Origin of the sequence: Hydrogenibacillus schlegelii (genome assembly GCF_001653195.1) — a bacterium.
GTDB lineage: Bacteria > Bacillota > Bacilli > Thermicanales > DSM-22653 > Hydrogenibacillus > Hydrogenibacillus schlegelii.
Genome location: NZ_JXBB01000055.1, coordinates 78,650 through 93,871 on the forward strand (window position 1 = coordinate 78,650; position 15,222 = coordinate 93,871).

Here is a 15,222-nt window from a genome sequence, read left to right on the forward strand (position 1 = left end):
CTCCCTTGCGGCCGGGCCAGGCCGCGGCGGAGCCGGCCGGCTAGATCGATAAGTATCGATTTGGCTACGCCCTCATCTTACCCCATCGCCTTCGGTTTGTAAAGCCAAACCGATCCCGGACCGCCGTACCGGGAAACCGCCGTCGGTCGGGCCCCTTTCCGGAAGGCCCCGTTCCGGGGGAGGGCGTTTTTTCCGGCCGCTTATCGGAAAAGCCGCTTCTTTAGCTCCCCCGCCCGTCCCCGTTCAAGAACCGCGGTCACCGCTCGAAGACCGCTTCATCCGGCGGGTAGCGGTACGAAAGCCGCTTCCGGTGCCGGCCGGGCGCCTTCGGGGCCCCCGCGCCGGGCGATCCGCCCGGTCCGCTCAGCGCCCCCTGACGGGCCGGCGCTGCCTTGCGGGCCCGTCGCTCGGCCCGGTCGAGATAGCGGAGCATCGCCGCCCCGACCCAGCCGCCTTCCGTCCGGCCGGCGAGGAGGCGCCAGAAGCGCCGGGCCTCCTCCCACCGGCCGGTGTTGTACGCGGCGACGGCGAGGTAATGAAGCACGCCCGGGTGAACTTCGTCCGGCGCCCGCCGGAAGAGACCATGAAGGAGCGCATACGCCCGATCGTCTTCGCCTAGGATGCCCAAGGCCAGGCCGAGGCGATACCGGACGTCGAGGGAAAGGGGCAGGATCGTCCGCAGCCGGCGGGCAAAACGCCGGGCCTCGCGGCGCCGTCCCCGTTCATGCAAAAAGATGGCGTAATCGGCCATGAGCTCGACGTCGTCCGGAAAGCGCTGGAGGGCTTCCTGAAACGTCGCTTCCGCCGACTCGACGAAGTCCAGCCGGCGGTAACACTGGACGAGGCGGCGCCACGCCGGCCGGACGTCCGGCGCCGACTCGAGAAGCGCCCGAAACGCCGCCGCCGCCTGAAGGTAGCGCTCCGCCTCGTAGTGAAGCACCGCCCTCTCCAGCGCCGGGATGTGCTCTCGAGGCGTATTTTCGTGGATCGTACGCCGGATTTCCGATTCGAGATAAGCTCGGAATCCCTGCAGATCGCCGTCCGGCTCAAACGGTGAACGGGAAAAGGCCGCCTCCATCCGGTCGAGGGCGAGACGGGCATGCAGAAAATCACCGTAGTTGACGAAATTCTGCGCCAAGAGGTAATACGCCCGCGCCGGGAGGGCCCGAATCGACGCGGCGTACGGCGGTGGAAAGGTGAGCCCCTGCCGGCCGAGGGCACCGAGGATCAGGCGGAGCGAGGCGTCGTGCAGCCCGTATTCCGTAAAGAGCGCCGCCGCTTCGACCAGGGCATCGAGGGTGCCGGCATCCTCGATGAGCGCCTCGGCCAAGCCGGCGGCCGCCGGCGCATCGCCGGCCAGAAGCGCCTGCCGGATCGCCCGCAAGGCGTCCGGCGCCGGCCGTTCCCCCACCGGGCATCCTCCCTTCCGTTCCCACGTTCGGAGCGTTCAAGCTCCCGTTTCAGTGTACCACACGGCGTCGGAGGTGGCGAGGGCCCGTCCGCCGGCGGCCGGAACCGGACGCGGCGAAAGGCGCCGGGCACTCCCCGACGGGCGATGAACCCGAGCCCGGCGAGGCCGCCGGCCCGCCGCATGCCCGAAGGCGCCGGCATTCCTGCACGCCGGATCCGCCGCGATCAGCCTTCGCCGGGCCGCTCTCCGCCCTTCGGCGCTTCCTCCACCGTCACTTCCCAGCCGATGGCGCCGGCGACGCCGGCGAACAGGCCGGTCCGTTCCGACCGCCGGGCGAGGGCGGACGCGAGCGCCTGGCCGAAGGCGCGAAACGCCGCCTCCCACAGGTGGTGCCCGTGCCGCGGCCGGCCTTTCAACAGATCGAGGTGCACCGTCGCCAGCGCCCCCTGCACGAACCCCTCAAAAAAGGCGATCAGATCTTCGCTCCGGACCCCTTCCGTCGCCTCCGGAAGCGTCACCGCCCCGGCGTCGAAGAAAAAGCCCGCCCGGGACTCGAAGCTCACGACCGCCCGCGCGAGCGCCTCGTCGAGCGCCCCGTAGGCAAACCCGTAGCCGGAAAGCCCCCGCCCCTGATGCCGCTCGACGTACGTCCGGATCGCCCGGCCGAGGGCGATGCCGACGTCTTCTGTGACGACATGGGCGAGGAAAAACCCGTCGAGCCGGACCTCCACCGAAAGGTCGAGCTCGCCGCGCCAGGCGATGTGCTCGAGCATGTGGTTAAAAAACGGAAGCGGCGTCTTCAGCCGCGCCTTGACTTCCGGCGACGGCGGTCGGAACGCGACGGCGACGTCGATCGCCGACTCCCGGGTCGTCCGCCGGACGCGAATCGTCTCTCCCTCCACCGCCGATCTCCTTCCTATCCGCTTATCCGCGCCGATTCCCGTCGTCCGCCCCTTCCGCCTCCACCGGGCCGACCGCCGGTTCCCCCGGCCGAGCCGCTTCGGTCGCCTCTTCGTCCTCGAGGGCCAGGGCGTGGGCCGGAAACCCCTCCACTTCCGCCAGCAGGCGGGCGTAGGGCCGAAGCCGCCGGTAGCCGGCTTCCGTCGCCCACGCGAGGGAGGTCCGTTTCAAAAAGTCCCACACCGACACGGCGGATGTCGTCTTCGCGTGGCCTCCGGTCGGGAGGATGGCGTTCGTGCCGACGACGAAGTTCCCGAGGGCGATCGGCGTCCACGGGCCGAGCAAAATTTCGCCGGCGTGCTCCAAACGCCAGAGAAGGGCGTGCGGGTCCCGGACGTGAAGCACGAGGTGTTCCGGCGCATAGTCGTTCACGAAGGCGATCGCCTCGTCCATCGACCGGGCGATCACCCCGCCGCCGTACGTCCGAAAGACCGCCTCGGCAAACCGCCGCCGCCCCTCCGGAAGCCGCCCCAGAAGGCGCCGGAGGGCCGCCTCGGCGGCCTCTAAAAGCGCCCCGTCGTCCGTCACGAGGAGCGCCGCCGAATCCGGGCCGTGCTCCGCCTCGTTCAGCCAGTCCCGGGCCACCCGCTCCGGGTCCGCCGACCCGTCGGCGAGGACGATCGCTTCCGACGGGCCGGCCAAAATCCCGATGTCGATCGTCCCGACGAGGAGCCGTTTGGCCGCCGTCACGTAGGCGTTTCCCGGCCCGATCACTTTATGCATCTTCGGCACGGTCTCCGTGCCGAAGGCGACGGCGGCGATCGCCTGGGCGCCGCCGACGGTGTAGACGGCATCGACCCCGGCGTGATCGGCCGCGAGGACGACCGCCGGATCGTGGCCATCCGGCGCCGGCGGCGTGAGGACGATCCGCCGCGGCACGCCGGCCACCCGCGCCGGCACCGCCAGCATCAGGAGCACCGACGGAAACGACCCTTTCCCCCGGGGGACGTACACGGCGACGTCGGGGATCGGCGTCACCCGCTCGCCGGCAAACACCCCCGGCGACACTTCCGTCCACCAGACGGGCTTCGGGAGCTGCGCCCGGTGGAACGCTTCGATCTGCCGGGCGGCGACGCGGATCGCCTCGTCGAGGGCCGGGTGCGCCCGCCGGAGCGCCTCCGCCCGCTCGGCGATCTCCGCCCGGTCGAGCTTCATCGCCGCCGGCGTAAGCCGCACCCCGTCGAACCGCTCCGTCAGCTCGATGAGCGCCGCATCGCCCCGTTCCCGGACGGCGTCCAAGATCGCCCGGGCCGCCTCGAGTTCCCGGTGGATCTCCCGTTCGCTCCGGCGAAGCAGCCGGCGCCGCGCGTCCGGGGAAAGCGTTGCCAGTTCGAACCGCTGAACGATCATCGCCCGTCCTCCTTCGACGGTCGCCCCGACCGGCCGGCGCTCCGGGGCACGAAGGCGTCCGCGGCGGGGCGAGCCCGAGCCTCGAGCACGGCGGCCACCGCCGCCGGCGAAAGCCCCGTTTCGGCGAACAGGACGGCAAGGTGGTACAGAAGATCCGCCACCTCTTCCGTCAGCGCTTCCGGGCGACCGTCCTTCGCCGCAAGGAGCACCTCCGCCGCCTCTTCGGCCAGTTTTTTTAAAATCTTATCCCGACCCTGCGCCAGCAGGTAGGCCGTGTACGACGCCTCCGGCGAGGCATGCCGCCGCGCCTCGATCCGCGCCGAAAGGGCCCCGAGCGCCCGGCCGAGGGCGCCGTATCCGTCCGCCGAAAGCGCGCCGGCCGCCACGGTTCGGGCTGCTCGATCCGTTGCCGGATGGGCCCAAGCTTTGGCGTCGGCTGCCGCCACCGGCTCCGCCGCCGCTTTGGCTTCGGCCGTCCGCTCTGCCTCCGCCCTCTCCTCCAACCCCCCGGCCGGGGCGAGGCGCCCGTCCGACGCCCGGGCGACCAGCGGCCGGTGAAAGCACGTCGGCGCGCCGGTGTGGCACGCCGGGCCGTGGGGGATGACCGAGACGAGGAGCGCATCGCCGTCGCAGTCGAGCTTAAGGTCGACGACCGTCTGCCGGTGGCCGGAAGTCGCCCCTTTGTGCCAGAGGGCCTGGCGGGACCGGCTGTACAGCCACGTCTCCCCCGTCTCAAGCGTCTTTTTGAGCGCCGCCTCGTTCATGTAGGCGAGGGTGAGCACGTCTTTCGTGCGGGCGTCGACGAGGACGGCCGGGATGAGGCCGTCAGGACCGAACCGGACGTCGCCGAGACGGATCATGACGTCCCGCCCTCCGGCGCGCCGGCCGCCGGCGCCGGACGGACGGCGATGCCAACGTCCCCGAGCGCCGCCTTGAGCGCCGGCAGGGCGATCTCCCCCCGGTGAAAGACCGAGGCGGCGAGGGCCGCCCGGGCCGGCGTCTCCCGAAACACGGCCACGAAATGCTCGATCGCGCCGGCGCCGCCGGAGGCGATCACCGGAAGCCCCGACGCCTCGGCGACCGCCCGGATGAGGGGAAGATCGAACCCCGCCTTCGTCCCGTCGGCGTCGACGCTCGTCAGGAGCACCCACCCGGCGCCCCGGCGGGCCCACTCCGCCGCGAGCGCCGTCGCCGGCCGGTCCGTCCGCCTTCGGCCGCCGTGGGTGACGGCGACCCACGTCCCGCGTCCGGCGTCCCACGCCGCGTCCAGGGCGACGACGACCGCCTCGGCGCCGACCTCCTCCGCCGCCGCTTCGACGACTTCCGGCCGTTCGACGGCCGCCGTCCCGATCGCGACGAAGTCGGCCCCGGCCGCCCGGATCCGCCGGACGTCCGCCCGATCCCGGATGCCGCCGCCGACGATGAGCGGCACCGAAAGCGCCGCCCGCACCGCCCGGACGACGTCGACGAACGTCTCCCTCCCCTCGACCGTCGCCGTAATGTCGAGAAGCGCCACCGCATCGGCCCCTTCCCGGTCGTAACGCCGGGCAAGCGCCACCGGATCGCCGACGTCGACCATCCCCCGAAAGGCGACGCCCTTGACCACCCGGCCGTCCCGGACGTCCAGGCACGGGATGATCCATCTCGCTTCGCTCATCGGCCGTCCTCCTCTTCTCCCGCCTCTTCCCCGACGGCCGGATCCGCCTCGGCGGCGGCCTGAAGGGCCGCGGCGAGGTCCAGCGTCCCGGCGTACAGGGCCTTGCCGATGACGGCCCCGACGACCCCGTCGCGCAAGCGGGCCGAAAGGCGCCGGACGTCGTCGACGCTCCGAACGCCGCCGGAAGCGATCACCCGAAGCCCGCTCGCCCGGGCGAGGGAGGCCATCCGGTCGGCATCGACGCCGGCCAGCGTCCCGTCCCGACGGATGTCGGTCACGATCACCGTCCGGACGCCGGCGGCGGCGATCCTCCGCAGCACGTCTTCCGCCGCGGCGTCCTTCGTCTCGGCCCAACCCCGGACCGCCACTCGATTCTCCCGAAGGTCGACCCCGACGGCCACCGCTTCGCCGGCCTCCCGAACGGCGGTCGCCAGCACGTCCGGCGCCTCGATCGCCGCCGTCCCGACGATGACCCGGGCGACGCCGAGGGCGAGGACGCGCCGGATGTCTTCGAGCGTCCGGAGCCCTCCGCCGACCTGCACCCGAACGCCGCGGGCGGCGGCCCGGCGGACGATGGCGGCAATCGGCCCGACGTTCACCGGCCGGCCGCTTCGCGCTCCGTCGAGATCGACGACGTGAAGCCACCGGGCCCCCCGGGCGATGAACGCTTCGGCCGCCGCCTCCGGGGCGCCGTAGACCGTCTTTTGCTCAAAATCCCCCTGCACGAGGCGGACCGCCTGACCGCCCAGAATGTCCACCGCCGGGTAAAGCTCGAACGTCATCATCGGCTTTCTCCCTCACCGGCCGAACGGCCGACCGAGAACCGCTCCGTCTCCGGCCGACTCCGGCCGGACGCCCGCACCGTCGGCGGCCCCTCGTCGGGCGCCGTCCCCGGCGAAATCCGGCCGGGCGACCGGCCCCCCGCGTTCGGCCGCCGGCGACGCGGCCGGCGCCCCGGCCGTCCCGCCCGCCGAGCTGACGACCGCCGCCAGCGCCGCCTGAAAACGGCCGACGGCGTCCGCCTTCAAGCGGAGGCTCGCCCGGTTCGCGATCAGCCGGCTCGTGATCGGCGCGATCACCTCGAACTCCCGGAGGCCGTTTTCCCGGAGCGTCCGCCCGGTCGAGACGATGTCGACGATCCGCTCGGCGAGGCCGAGGAGCGGCGCGAGCTCGATCGACCCCGACAGGGCGATGATCTCGACCTGCTCGCCCCGGGCGGCAAAAAACCGCCGCGCCGTCCGCGGATACTTCGTCGCCACCCGGGGCATCGACCGGGTCGGGGGCAGGGGGGCGCCGAGGCCGGCGACCGAAAGCCGACAAGCCCCGATGCCGAGATCGAGCAGTTCGTACACATCCCGCTCCAGTTCCAAGAGGACGTCCTTGCCGACGATGCCGAGATCGGCGGCGCCGTCTTCGACGTAGATCGGCACGTCCACCGGTTTGGCCAGGATGAACTGAAGCGGCGCGCCGACCGCCCCGGACGCCTCCCGGCCAACGTCGATGATGAGCCGCCGGGAGTCTTCCTCCTCCGGCGGCACGCCGATCCTCGCCGCCCGAAGCAATTGAAGCGCCTCCCCGAGCACCCGCCCCTTCGGCAGCACGATCCGAAGCCCGTCCCACCGCCCGCTAGCGCCCATCGCCGGCCCCTCCTTCTCCGGTCCGGGCGCCGCCTGCCCGGTGTCCGGCGCCGCCTTCGCCGGTCGCGCCGATCGCCCCGCCCGCATCGCCGATCCCATCCTCCCTTTCCTCCACCAGCTCCACCGTCTCTCCGGCGGCGACCCGACGACGGGCCTCTTCGAACGCCTGCCGCCGATTCCCTTTCTGAATTCGGATCGCGGTCCGCGGCCGGGGCGGAAGCGGCACCTCGACGATGGCGAGGGTCCGCTCGAGGTCGAGGGCAAAGCCCGTCGCCGGCGCCTCCCGGCCGAAGCGGCCGAGGAGGTGGTCGTACCGGCCTCCCCGGACGAGGGGCGCGCCGGCGCCCTGGCCGTAGCCTTCGAACACGATGCCGGTGTAGTATTCGAGATCCGGCACAAACGCCGGATCGGCGAGCCACCGAACGTCGGGAAACAGGGCCGCCGCATCGGCCAGAAGGTCGAGGAGCGCCGAAAGCCGCTCCTCGACCGCCCGGGCCACGTCGACCGCCGCCGCGTCGCCGGACGCTCGGGTGAGCGCCCGAAGCGACCGGCCGAGCGCATCGGCCCGCTCCGGCTGAAGCGGGCCGAGGAGCGCCGCGAGCGCCGCCCCGACGTCGCCGCCGATCCGACCGGCGGCGGCAGAAAAGGCGGCGAAATCCCGCCGGAGGAGCGCCGTCTCGAGGGCCGACCGCTCCGCCTCCTTAAGCCGGAGCGCCGCGAACACGAGCGGCACGAGCGCCGCATCGCCGACGACGAACGCCGGCGCCGGCACGCCGGCGGCGATGAGCGCCTCCGCCGCGACGACGAGCGCTTCCAGATCGCCGGCTCCCGGCCCGACGCCGATGAGCTCCACCCCGACCTGCCAGCGCTCTGCCTGACCTTCCTCCCCCGCCTGCGGCAAGCGGAAGACCGGTTCGGCGTACGACAGCCGCAGAGGAAGGGGCGTCGACCGGAGGGTCGAGGCCGCCAGCCGGGCGATCGGCGTCGTCATGTCCGGCCGGAGGACGACGAGGCGCCCTTCGGCGTCAAACAAAGGAAACATCTTTGCCGGCGCCACCCGGGCGTAGCGGCCGATCGTCGCCTGGAACTCCAGCGCCGGCGTCGACACCCGCCGGTACCCGTAGCGGGCGAACAGCTCCAGCCACCGCGCCGTCAAAGCCTCCATCCGCGCCATCAGCGCCGGCGGCCGGTCGTGGAACCCGAGGGGTTTTTCGAACGCATAGGCGCCGTCCATTTTTTCACCATACTTTATACTGATAATATGGTAGCAGACTAAAGGATGCTCTCATTGTAAGGGACGGGGCGGGAAAAGTCAAACGCCGGAAGGGCTTTCATCCGGAGCGCCCACAACAAATCCGCCGGCGTCTCAGCAGACGTCCGGCGGGGCCGGGCGGTCCGGCGGGGCGTCGTACCGCGTCGCATCGGGCTGCCGGCGGCGAAAGACGATGACCGCCACGCCGAGGGCGATGAGAAGGAGGCCCATCACCTGGGCCATGCGGATCGTCGGCGTGAGCATCAGCGAATCGGTCCGCATCCCTTCGATATACGTTCGACCGACCGAATACCAGATGGCGTACAGGGCGATGAGTTCGCCCCGGAGAAGCGAAAGCCGGCGGCGGACGGTGATGAGCAGGAGAAAGCCGAGAAAATCCCAGATCGACTCGTACAGAAACGTCGGATGATGGTACGTCCCGCCGATGTTCATCTGCTCGATGATCCAGTTCGGCAGGTGGAGCGATTCGAGAAACGCCCGGGAGACGGGACCGCCGTGGGCTTCCTGGTTCATGAAGTTCCCCCAGCGGCCGATCGCCTGGCCGATGATCAGACTCGGCGCCGCGACGTCGAGGAGCCACCAGACGGACACCCGCCGCCGGCGGGCGTAAAAGAGCGCCACGAGCCCGCTGCCGATGAGGGCGCCGTGGATCGCGAGCCCCCCTTTCCAGACGGCGACGATGTCTTCCGGGTGGGCGGCGTAGTACGGCCACTGAAAGAGGACGTAATACGCCCGGGCGAAGACGATCGCCACCGGCACGCCGAGGAGAAGGAGGTCGTAAAAAAAGTCTTCGGCGACGCCGAAGCGGCGGCCTTCCCGGACCGCGACGAAGAGCCCGACGAGGGCGCCGATGCCGATCAAAATGCCGTACCAGTGCACCGCGAGGGGGCCGAGGCGAAACGCGATCGGATCGAACGGTGCGCCGGACAGAATCATCCCGTCCCTCCTGTTCGCGCCCCGGCCACGGCCGAGGCGCCGGTCTGCCGTCGCTTGGGTCCGCGGTGCGCTTCGTTCCGGTCAGTCGTACGCTTCTTCAAAAAACCGGGCCAGCTTTCTCGCCTCCTCGGCGCCGGCGGCGATGGCCCGATCGAGGCGCTCGGCAAACTCCCGGGCCGGGTGGATCCCCATGAGCTTCAGCCGGTAGTGCATCGCCGCCACTTCGACGATGACGGCGAGGTTTCGGCCCGGCCGGACGGGGATGACGACGAGGGGCAGTTCGGTGTCGAGGATGCGGATCTTTTCCTCGTCGAGCCCGAGGCGGTCGTAGCGCTTCCGGGAGTCCCAGAACTCGAGCCGGACGACGAGGGAGATCTTTTTCCTGAGCCGGATGGCGCCGGCGCCGAAAAGGGCCATGACGTTCAAGATGCCGAGGCCGCGGATCTCCAGCAGATTTTCGATGAGCGGCGGTGCCTCGCCGATGAGCTCCCCTTCGGCCGTCTTGAGGATCTCGACGGCGTCGTCGGCGATGAGCCGGTGCCCCCGTTTGATGAGCTCGAGGGCCGTCTCGCTTTTGCCGATTCCGCTCTGGCCGATGAGGAGGATGCCGATGCCGTACACCTCGACCAGGACGCCGTGCATCGTCGTCCGGGGCGCAAGGGCTTTGTCGAGGAAGTCCGTGAGGAGGCTGATGAGCTTCGTCGTCTTGATCGGCGTGGAAAGAAGCGGCACGGCCCGATCCGCCGCCGCCGCGACGAGTTCCGGAGGCGCCTCGACGCCGTGGGCGAGGATGAGGCACGGCGTCGCCGGGTGCATCAGCTTGGCAAACCGGTACTGGCGCACCTCCGGGGCGAGTTCCGCGGCAAACGTCATCTCGGTCTTTCCGAGCACCTGGATCCGCCGCACCGGATGGTGGGCGAAGTAACCGGCGACGGCGAGCCCCGGCCGGTGGATGTCGCCGGTGACGACCGGCCGGTCGAGGCCCGCCTCGCCGGCGAGGACGTCGAAGCGAAACCGCTCCACGAGCTTCCGAACCGGAATCGACCGCCGGGCTTCTTCTTCGCGGCCGTCCTCCATGTCCGCCCCTCCTCCCGTCCTGACCCGCCTTCCCACCGGTCTTACCCGACCTCGACGCGACGTTGAGCCGCCGCCTGCCGGGCCCGATCCCGCTCGAGCACCCGGGCGAGGTAGCGGCCGGTGTGCGATTCCGGCACCGCCGCCACCGCCTCCGGCGGCCCGGCGGCGACGATCGTCCCGCCCCCGTCGCCCCCTTCCGGCCCGAGGTCGATCAGGTAGTCGGCCGATTTGATCACGTCGAGATTGTGTTCGATGACGACGACGGTGTTCCCGCCGTCGACGAGGCGCTGGAGAACCTCGATGAGCCGCCGGACGTCCTCGCTGTGGAGACCCGTCGTCGGCTCGTCGAGGATGTAGAGCGTCCGGCCGGTCGGCCGCCGGCCGAGCTCCGCCGCGAGCTTGACCCGCTGCGCCTCGCCACCGGAGAGGGTCGTCGCGCTCTGGCCGAGGCGGATGTAGCCGAGGCCGACGTCCTGAAGCAGCCGGAGCCGCCGGGCGATCCGCGGCACGTCGGCAAAAAACTGAAGCGCCTCGTCGACGGTCATCTCGAGAACGTCGGCGATCGTCATCCCTTTGTAACGCACCTCGAGCGTCTCCCGGTTGTACCGCTTCCCCTTGCAGGCGTCGCACGTCACGTAGACGTCCGGGAGGAAGTGCATCTCGATCTTGATGACGCCGTCGCCGCGACACGCCTCGCAGCGGCCGCCCTTGACGTTGAAGCTGAAGCGGCCCTTCTGATATCCCCGGACCCGGGCCTCCGGCGTCTGGGCGAACAGCGCTCGGATGTCGTCGAAGACGCCGGTGTACGTCGCCGGGTTCGACCGGGGCGTCCGGCCGATCGGGCTCTGATCGACGGCGATCACCTTGTCGAGGTGCTCGAGCCCGTCGATCCGGTCGTGGGCGCCGGGCTTGGCCTTGGCGCCGTGGAGCGCCCGGGCGAGGGCCTGGTAGAGGACCTCGTTGACGAGCGTGCTTTTCCCCGATCCCGAAACGCCGGTCACGGCGACGAACAGGCCGAGGGGCACGGCGACGTCGATGTTTTTCAAATTGTGCTCCCGGGCGCCCCGGACGACGAGCCACCGCTCCCCCGGCGGCCGGCGCCGCACCGGAAGCGGGATCCACCGCCGGCCCGAGAGGTACTGGCCGGTGATCGACGTCGGATGCCGGGCGACCTCCTCCGGCGGCCCGGCGGCGACGACTTCGCCGCCGTGGATGCCGGCGCCGGGGCCGATGTCGATCAGGTAGTCCGCCGCCCGCATCGTGTCTTCGTCGTGTTCGACGACGACGACGGTGTTGCCGAGGTCCCGCATCGCCTTCAGGGCGGCGATCAGCCGGTCGTTGTCCCGCTGGTGGAGCCCGATGCTCGGCTCGTCGAGGATGTAGAGGACGCCGGTGAGCTTCGAGCCGATCTGCGTCGCGAGCCGGATGCGCTGCGCTTCGCCGCCGGAGAGCGTCCGGGACGAGCGGGCGAGGGTGAGGTAGTCGAGGCCGACGTCGATGAGAAACTGAAGCCGGGCGGTGATTTCGTTCAGGATGAGCCGGGCGATCTCCCGCTCTTTCGGCGTGAGTTTCTCCGGAAGGGCCCGGAAAAATGCGAGCGCCTCGCCGAGAGGGAGGTTGACGATGTCGTCGATCGACCGGCCGTCGATTCTGACCGCCAGCGCTTCCGGCCGAAGGCGCTTGCCGCCGCACGCCTCGCACACCCGCTCGCTCATGTACGACTCGATCCACTGCTTGACCGCTTCCGAGTCCGTCTCCCGGTAGCGACGGGTGAGGTTCGGGATCACCCCCTCAAAGCGCACCGCTCCCTCCCGAACGATGCCGAAGTCGCTCTCGTACCGGAAGGGGAACCGCTCGTCGCTGCCGTAGAGGAGGAGCCGCCGGGTCGCCTCGGGGAGCGCCCGGTAGGGGACGTCGCCGTCGATGCCGAAGTGGTCCATTGCCGCCGCGAGGAGCTGTTCGTAGTACGTCCCCCGGGCCTCGGCAAACGGCGCGATCGCCCCTTCGTTCAGGCTTCGGTCGGGGTCCGGGACGACGAGCTCCGGATCGACCTCAAGCTTCACGCCGAGGCCATCGCAGCTCGGACAGGCGCCGAAGGGGCTGTTGAACGAAAAAAGCCGCGGCGAAAGCTCCGGCAGGCTGAAGCCGCAGATCGGGCAGGCGTATTTTTCGCTGAAGATGAGCGTCTCGCCCCCGACGACGTCGACGAGGACCTTGCCGTCGCCGAGCTGGAGGGCCGTCTCGAGGGAGTCGGCGAGGCGGCTTTCGATGCCGGCTTTTTTCACCAGCCGGTCGACGACGACTTCGATCGTGTGCTTTTTGTTTTTGTCGAGCTTCGGCGTCTCCTCGACGGGAACGATCTCCCCGTCGATCCGCACCCGGGCAAACCCCTGTCGCCGGACGGCTTCGAGAAGCTTGACGTGCTCGCCCTTTCGCCCTTCGACGAGGGGGGCGAGGACGATGAAGCGGCTTCCGTCCGGAAGGACCATGAGGCGATCGACCATCTGTTCCACGGTCTGCGCTTCGATCTCGAGACCATGGGTCGGACACGTCGCCCGGCCGATCCGGGCGAAAAGCAGCCGGAGGTAGTCGTAGATCTCCGTCACCGTGCCGACCGTCGAGCGAGGATTCGTGCTCGTCGTCTTCTGGTCGATGGAGATCGCCGGCGACAGCCCGTCGATGCTGTCGACGTCCGGCTTGTCCATGAGGCCGAGAAACTGCCGGGCATAGGCCGAGAGCGACTCGACGTAGCGGCGCTGCCCTTCGGCGTACAGCGTGTCGAAGGCGAGGGACGACTTGCCGGAACCGGACAGGCCGGTCAGCACGACGAGCTTGCCGCGGGGGATCTCGACGGTGATGTTCTTTAGATTGTGGACGCGCGCCCCTTTGACGACGATCTTGTCTTGCGCCATGCACCCTCCCCCTTGAGCTCGATGATGAGGTCCCGGAGCTCGGCCGCCCGTTCGAAGAGGAGGGCGTCCGCCGCCTCCTTCATCTCCCGCTCGAGGCGCGCGATGAGCTTCTCCCGGGCATCGGCGGTTTTCGCCCGGCGGATCTCGGCGAGGTAGTCCGTCTTCGGCTCCTTCGCCCGGGTCGCTTCGATGACGTCATGCACCTTTTTCCGGACCGTCTCCGGCGTGATGCCGTGGGCTTCGTTGTAGGCGAGCTGGATCCGGCGCCGCCGCTCCGTTTCGTCGATCGCCCGGCGCATCGCCTCCGTGATCCGGTCGGCATAGAGGATGACCTTCCCGTTCGCGTTCCGGGCCGCCCGGCCGATCGTCTGGATGAGGGACGTCTCGCTCCGGAGGAAGCCTTCTTTGTCGGCGTCGAGGATCGCCACGAGGCTCACCTCCGGGATATCGAGCCCCTCCCGGAGGAGGTTGATGCCGACGAGGACGTGGAAGACGCCGAGGCGGAGGTCCCGGATGAGAGCGAGCCGCTCGATCGTCTGGATGTCGGAGTGCATGTAGCGGACCTTGATGCCGAGCTCCTTCAGGTAGTCGGTGAGGTCCTCCGCCATCCGCTTGGTGAGGGTCGTCACGAGCACGCGCTCGTCCCGCTCGATGCGGAGGCGGATCTCCTCGACGAGGTCATCGATCTGACCGGCCGTCGGCCGGACGACGACTTCCGGATCGACGAGGCCGGTCGGGCGGATGATCTGCTCAACGACGTCCGGCGCCTTTTCCAGCTCGTACGGCCCCGGCGTCGCCGAGACGAAGATCGCCTGGCGGATCCGCGCCTCGAATTCTTCAAACTTGAGCGGCCGGTTGTCCGCCGCCGACGGCAGCCGGAAGCCGTGCTCGATGAGGGTCAGCTTCCGGGACATGTCCCCGTTGTACATCCCCCGAAGCTGCGGGATCGTCACGTGAGACTCGTCGATGACGAGAAGAAAATCGTCGGGGAAATAATCGAGCAGCGTATACGGCGGCTCCCCCGGCGCCCGTCCGGTGAGATGCCGGGAGTAGTTTTCGATCCCCGGGCAGTAGCCGAGCTCCCGGAGCATCTCGATGTCGTAGCGGGTCCGCTGCTCGAGCCGCTGGGCTTCGAGGAGCTTCCCGGCCGCCCGGAGTTCCCCGAGCCGCTCCTCGAGCTCCGCCTCGATGCTCCGGATCGCCCGCTCGAGCGTCTCCCGACGGGTGACGTAGTGGGACGCCGGGAAAATGGCGACGTGCTCCCGAAAGCCGGTGATCTCGCCGGTGAGAACGTCGATCTCGGCGATCCGCTCGATCTCGTCGCCGAAAAACTCCACCCGGATCGCCTGCTCGCTTCGGGATGCGGGGAAGATCTCGACGACGTCGCCCCGGACGCGAAACGTCCCCCGGTGGAAGTCGTAGTCGTTCCGGGTGTACTGGATGTCGACGAGCTTCCGGAGCACCTCGTCCCGGGGCTTTTCCATCCCGACCCGAAGCGAAAGGACGAGGTCCCGGTATTCCGCCGGGTCGCCGAGGCCGTAGATCGCCGACACCGAAGCGACGATGATGACGTCCCGCCGCTCGAAGAGGGCGCTCGTCGCCGAGTGGCGGAGCTTGTCGATTTCGTCGTTGATGCTGGCGTCTTTTTCGATGTAGGTGTCCGTCTCCGGCACGTACGCCTCCGGCTGATAGTAATCGTAGTAGCTCACGAAATATTCGACGGCGTTGTGGGGAAAAAAGGCGCGAAACTCGTTCGCCAGCTGCCCGGCAAGCGTCTTGTTGTGGGCGATGACGAGTGTCGGCTTTTGCACTTCGGCGATGACGTGAGCGATCGCAAACGTCTTGCCGGTGCCGGTCGCGCCGAGAAGCGTCTGAAACCGTTTGCCGGCCCGGATTCCCTCGACGAGGGCCCGGATCGCCTTCGGCTGATCGCCGCGCGGCTCGTAAGGCGCCACGAGTTCAAACCGGCGGCCGGTCGCCGTCGCCATGTCGATCCCCCTTTCCGCGCT

The 15,222-nt window shown here is 69.8% G+C and carries 11 protein-coding genes and 1 pseudogene; all 12 read right to left on the minus strand.

The window, feature by feature from the left end; genetic code table 11:
• Nucleotides 1–256 precede the first annotated feature (256 nt).
• The 12 genes and pseudogenes from SA87_RS10635 to uvrB all read right to left on the minus strand — a co-directional run bounded on the left by SA87_RS10635 (nucleotide 257) and on the right by uvrB (nucleotide 15,201).
• Complete coding sequence (locus tag SA87_RS10635) at nucleotides 257–1,411, minus strand: tetratricopeptide repeat protein (RefSeq protein ID WP_066202865.1); 1,155 nt, start codon at nucleotides 1,409–1,411, stop codon at nucleotides 257–259.
• A 224-nt stretch (nucleotides 1,412–1,635) separates the two neighbouring features.
• A complete protein-coding gene (locus SA87_RS10640) occupies nucleotides 1,636–2,313 on the minus strand; it encodes an imidazoleglycerol-phosphate dehydratase (RefSeq protein ID WP_066202868.1) in 678 nt (225 codons plus the stop codon).
• A 22-nt stretch (nucleotides 2,314–2,335) separates the two neighbouring features.
• A complete protein-coding gene (gene hisD / locus SA87_RS10645) occupies nucleotides 2,336–3,721 on the minus strand; it encodes a histidinol dehydrogenase (protein WP_066202871.1) in 1,386 nt (461 codons plus the stop codon).
• Nucleotides 3,718–4,581, minus strand: coding sequence for a phosphoribosyl-AMP cyclohydrolase (gene hisI, locus SA87_RS10650; protein WP_066202874.1), 864 nt, complete (start codon nucleotides 4,579–4,581; stop codon nucleotides 3,718–3,720). The genes hisD and hisI overlap by 4 nt, the downstream gene beginning before the upstream one ends.
• The gene (gene hisF, locus SA87_RS10655; protein WP_066202877.1) at nucleotides 4,578–5,378 is read right to left on the minus strand and encodes an imidazole glycerol phosphate synthase subunit HisF; all 801 of its coding nucleotides are present in this window, start codon (nucleotides 5,376–5,378) and stop codon (nucleotides 4,578–4,580) included. Before hisF ends, hisI begins: the two co-directional genes overlap by 4 nt.
• On the minus strand, nucleotides 5,375–6,163 hold the full coding sequence (hisA, locus tag SA87_RS10660) for a 1-(5-phosphoribosyl)-5-[(5-phosphoribosylamino)methylideneamino]imidazole-4-carboxamide isomerase (RefSeq protein ID WP_066202879.1): 789 nt from the start codon (nucleotides 6,161–6,163) through the stop codon (nucleotides 5,375–5,377). The genes hisF and hisA overlap by 4 nt, the downstream gene beginning before the upstream one ends.
• 192 nt (nucleotides 6,164–6,355) lie before the next feature.
• Nucleotides 6,356–7,015 (minus strand): annotated as a pseudogene (gene hisG / locus SA87_RS10665) (ATP phosphoribosyltransferase); the annotation flags it as partial.
• Nucleotides 7,005–8,249, minus strand: coding sequence for an ATP phosphoribosyltransferase regulatory subunit (locus tag SA87_RS10670; RefSeq protein WP_066202887.1), 1,245 nt, complete (start codon nucleotides 8,247–8,249; stop codon nucleotides 7,005–7,007). The gene SA87_RS10670 and the pseudogene hisG, both read right to left, overlap by 11 nt.
• A gap of 132 nt (nucleotides 8,250–8,381) precedes the next feature.
• Nucleotides 8,382–9,224, minus strand: coding sequence for a prolipoprotein diacylglyceryl transferase (lgt, locus tag SA87_RS10675; protein ID WP_066202889.1), 843 nt, complete (start codon nucleotides 9,222–9,224; stop codon nucleotides 8,382–8,384).
• A gap of 81 nt (nucleotides 9,225–9,305) precedes the next feature.
• Nucleotides 9,306–10,301 (minus strand): HPr(Ser) kinase/phosphatase, encoded by a 996-nt coding sequence (gene hprK / locus SA87_RS10680; RefSeq protein WP_066202890.1) that lies wholly within the window; start codon nucleotides 10,299–10,301, stop codon nucleotides 9,306–9,308.
• Between the two features lie 41 nt (nucleotides 10,302–10,342).
• Nucleotides 10,343–13,213, minus strand: a complete 2,871-nt coding sequence (gene uvrA / locus SA87_RS10685; protein WP_066202893.1) for an excinuclease ABC subunit UvrA — start codon at nucleotides 13,211–13,213, stop codon at nucleotides 10,343–10,345.
• Nucleotides 13,165–15,201: an excinuclease ABC subunit UvrB gene (gene uvrB / locus SA87_RS10690; RefSeq protein ID WP_066202898.1), complete on the minus strand. Its 2,037-nt coding sequence runs from the start codon at nucleotides 15,199–15,201 to the stop codon at nucleotides 13,165–13,167. The genes uvrA and uvrB overlap by 49 nt, the downstream gene beginning before the upstream one ends.
• Between the last annotated feature and the right edge of the window lie 21 nt (nucleotides 15,202–15,222).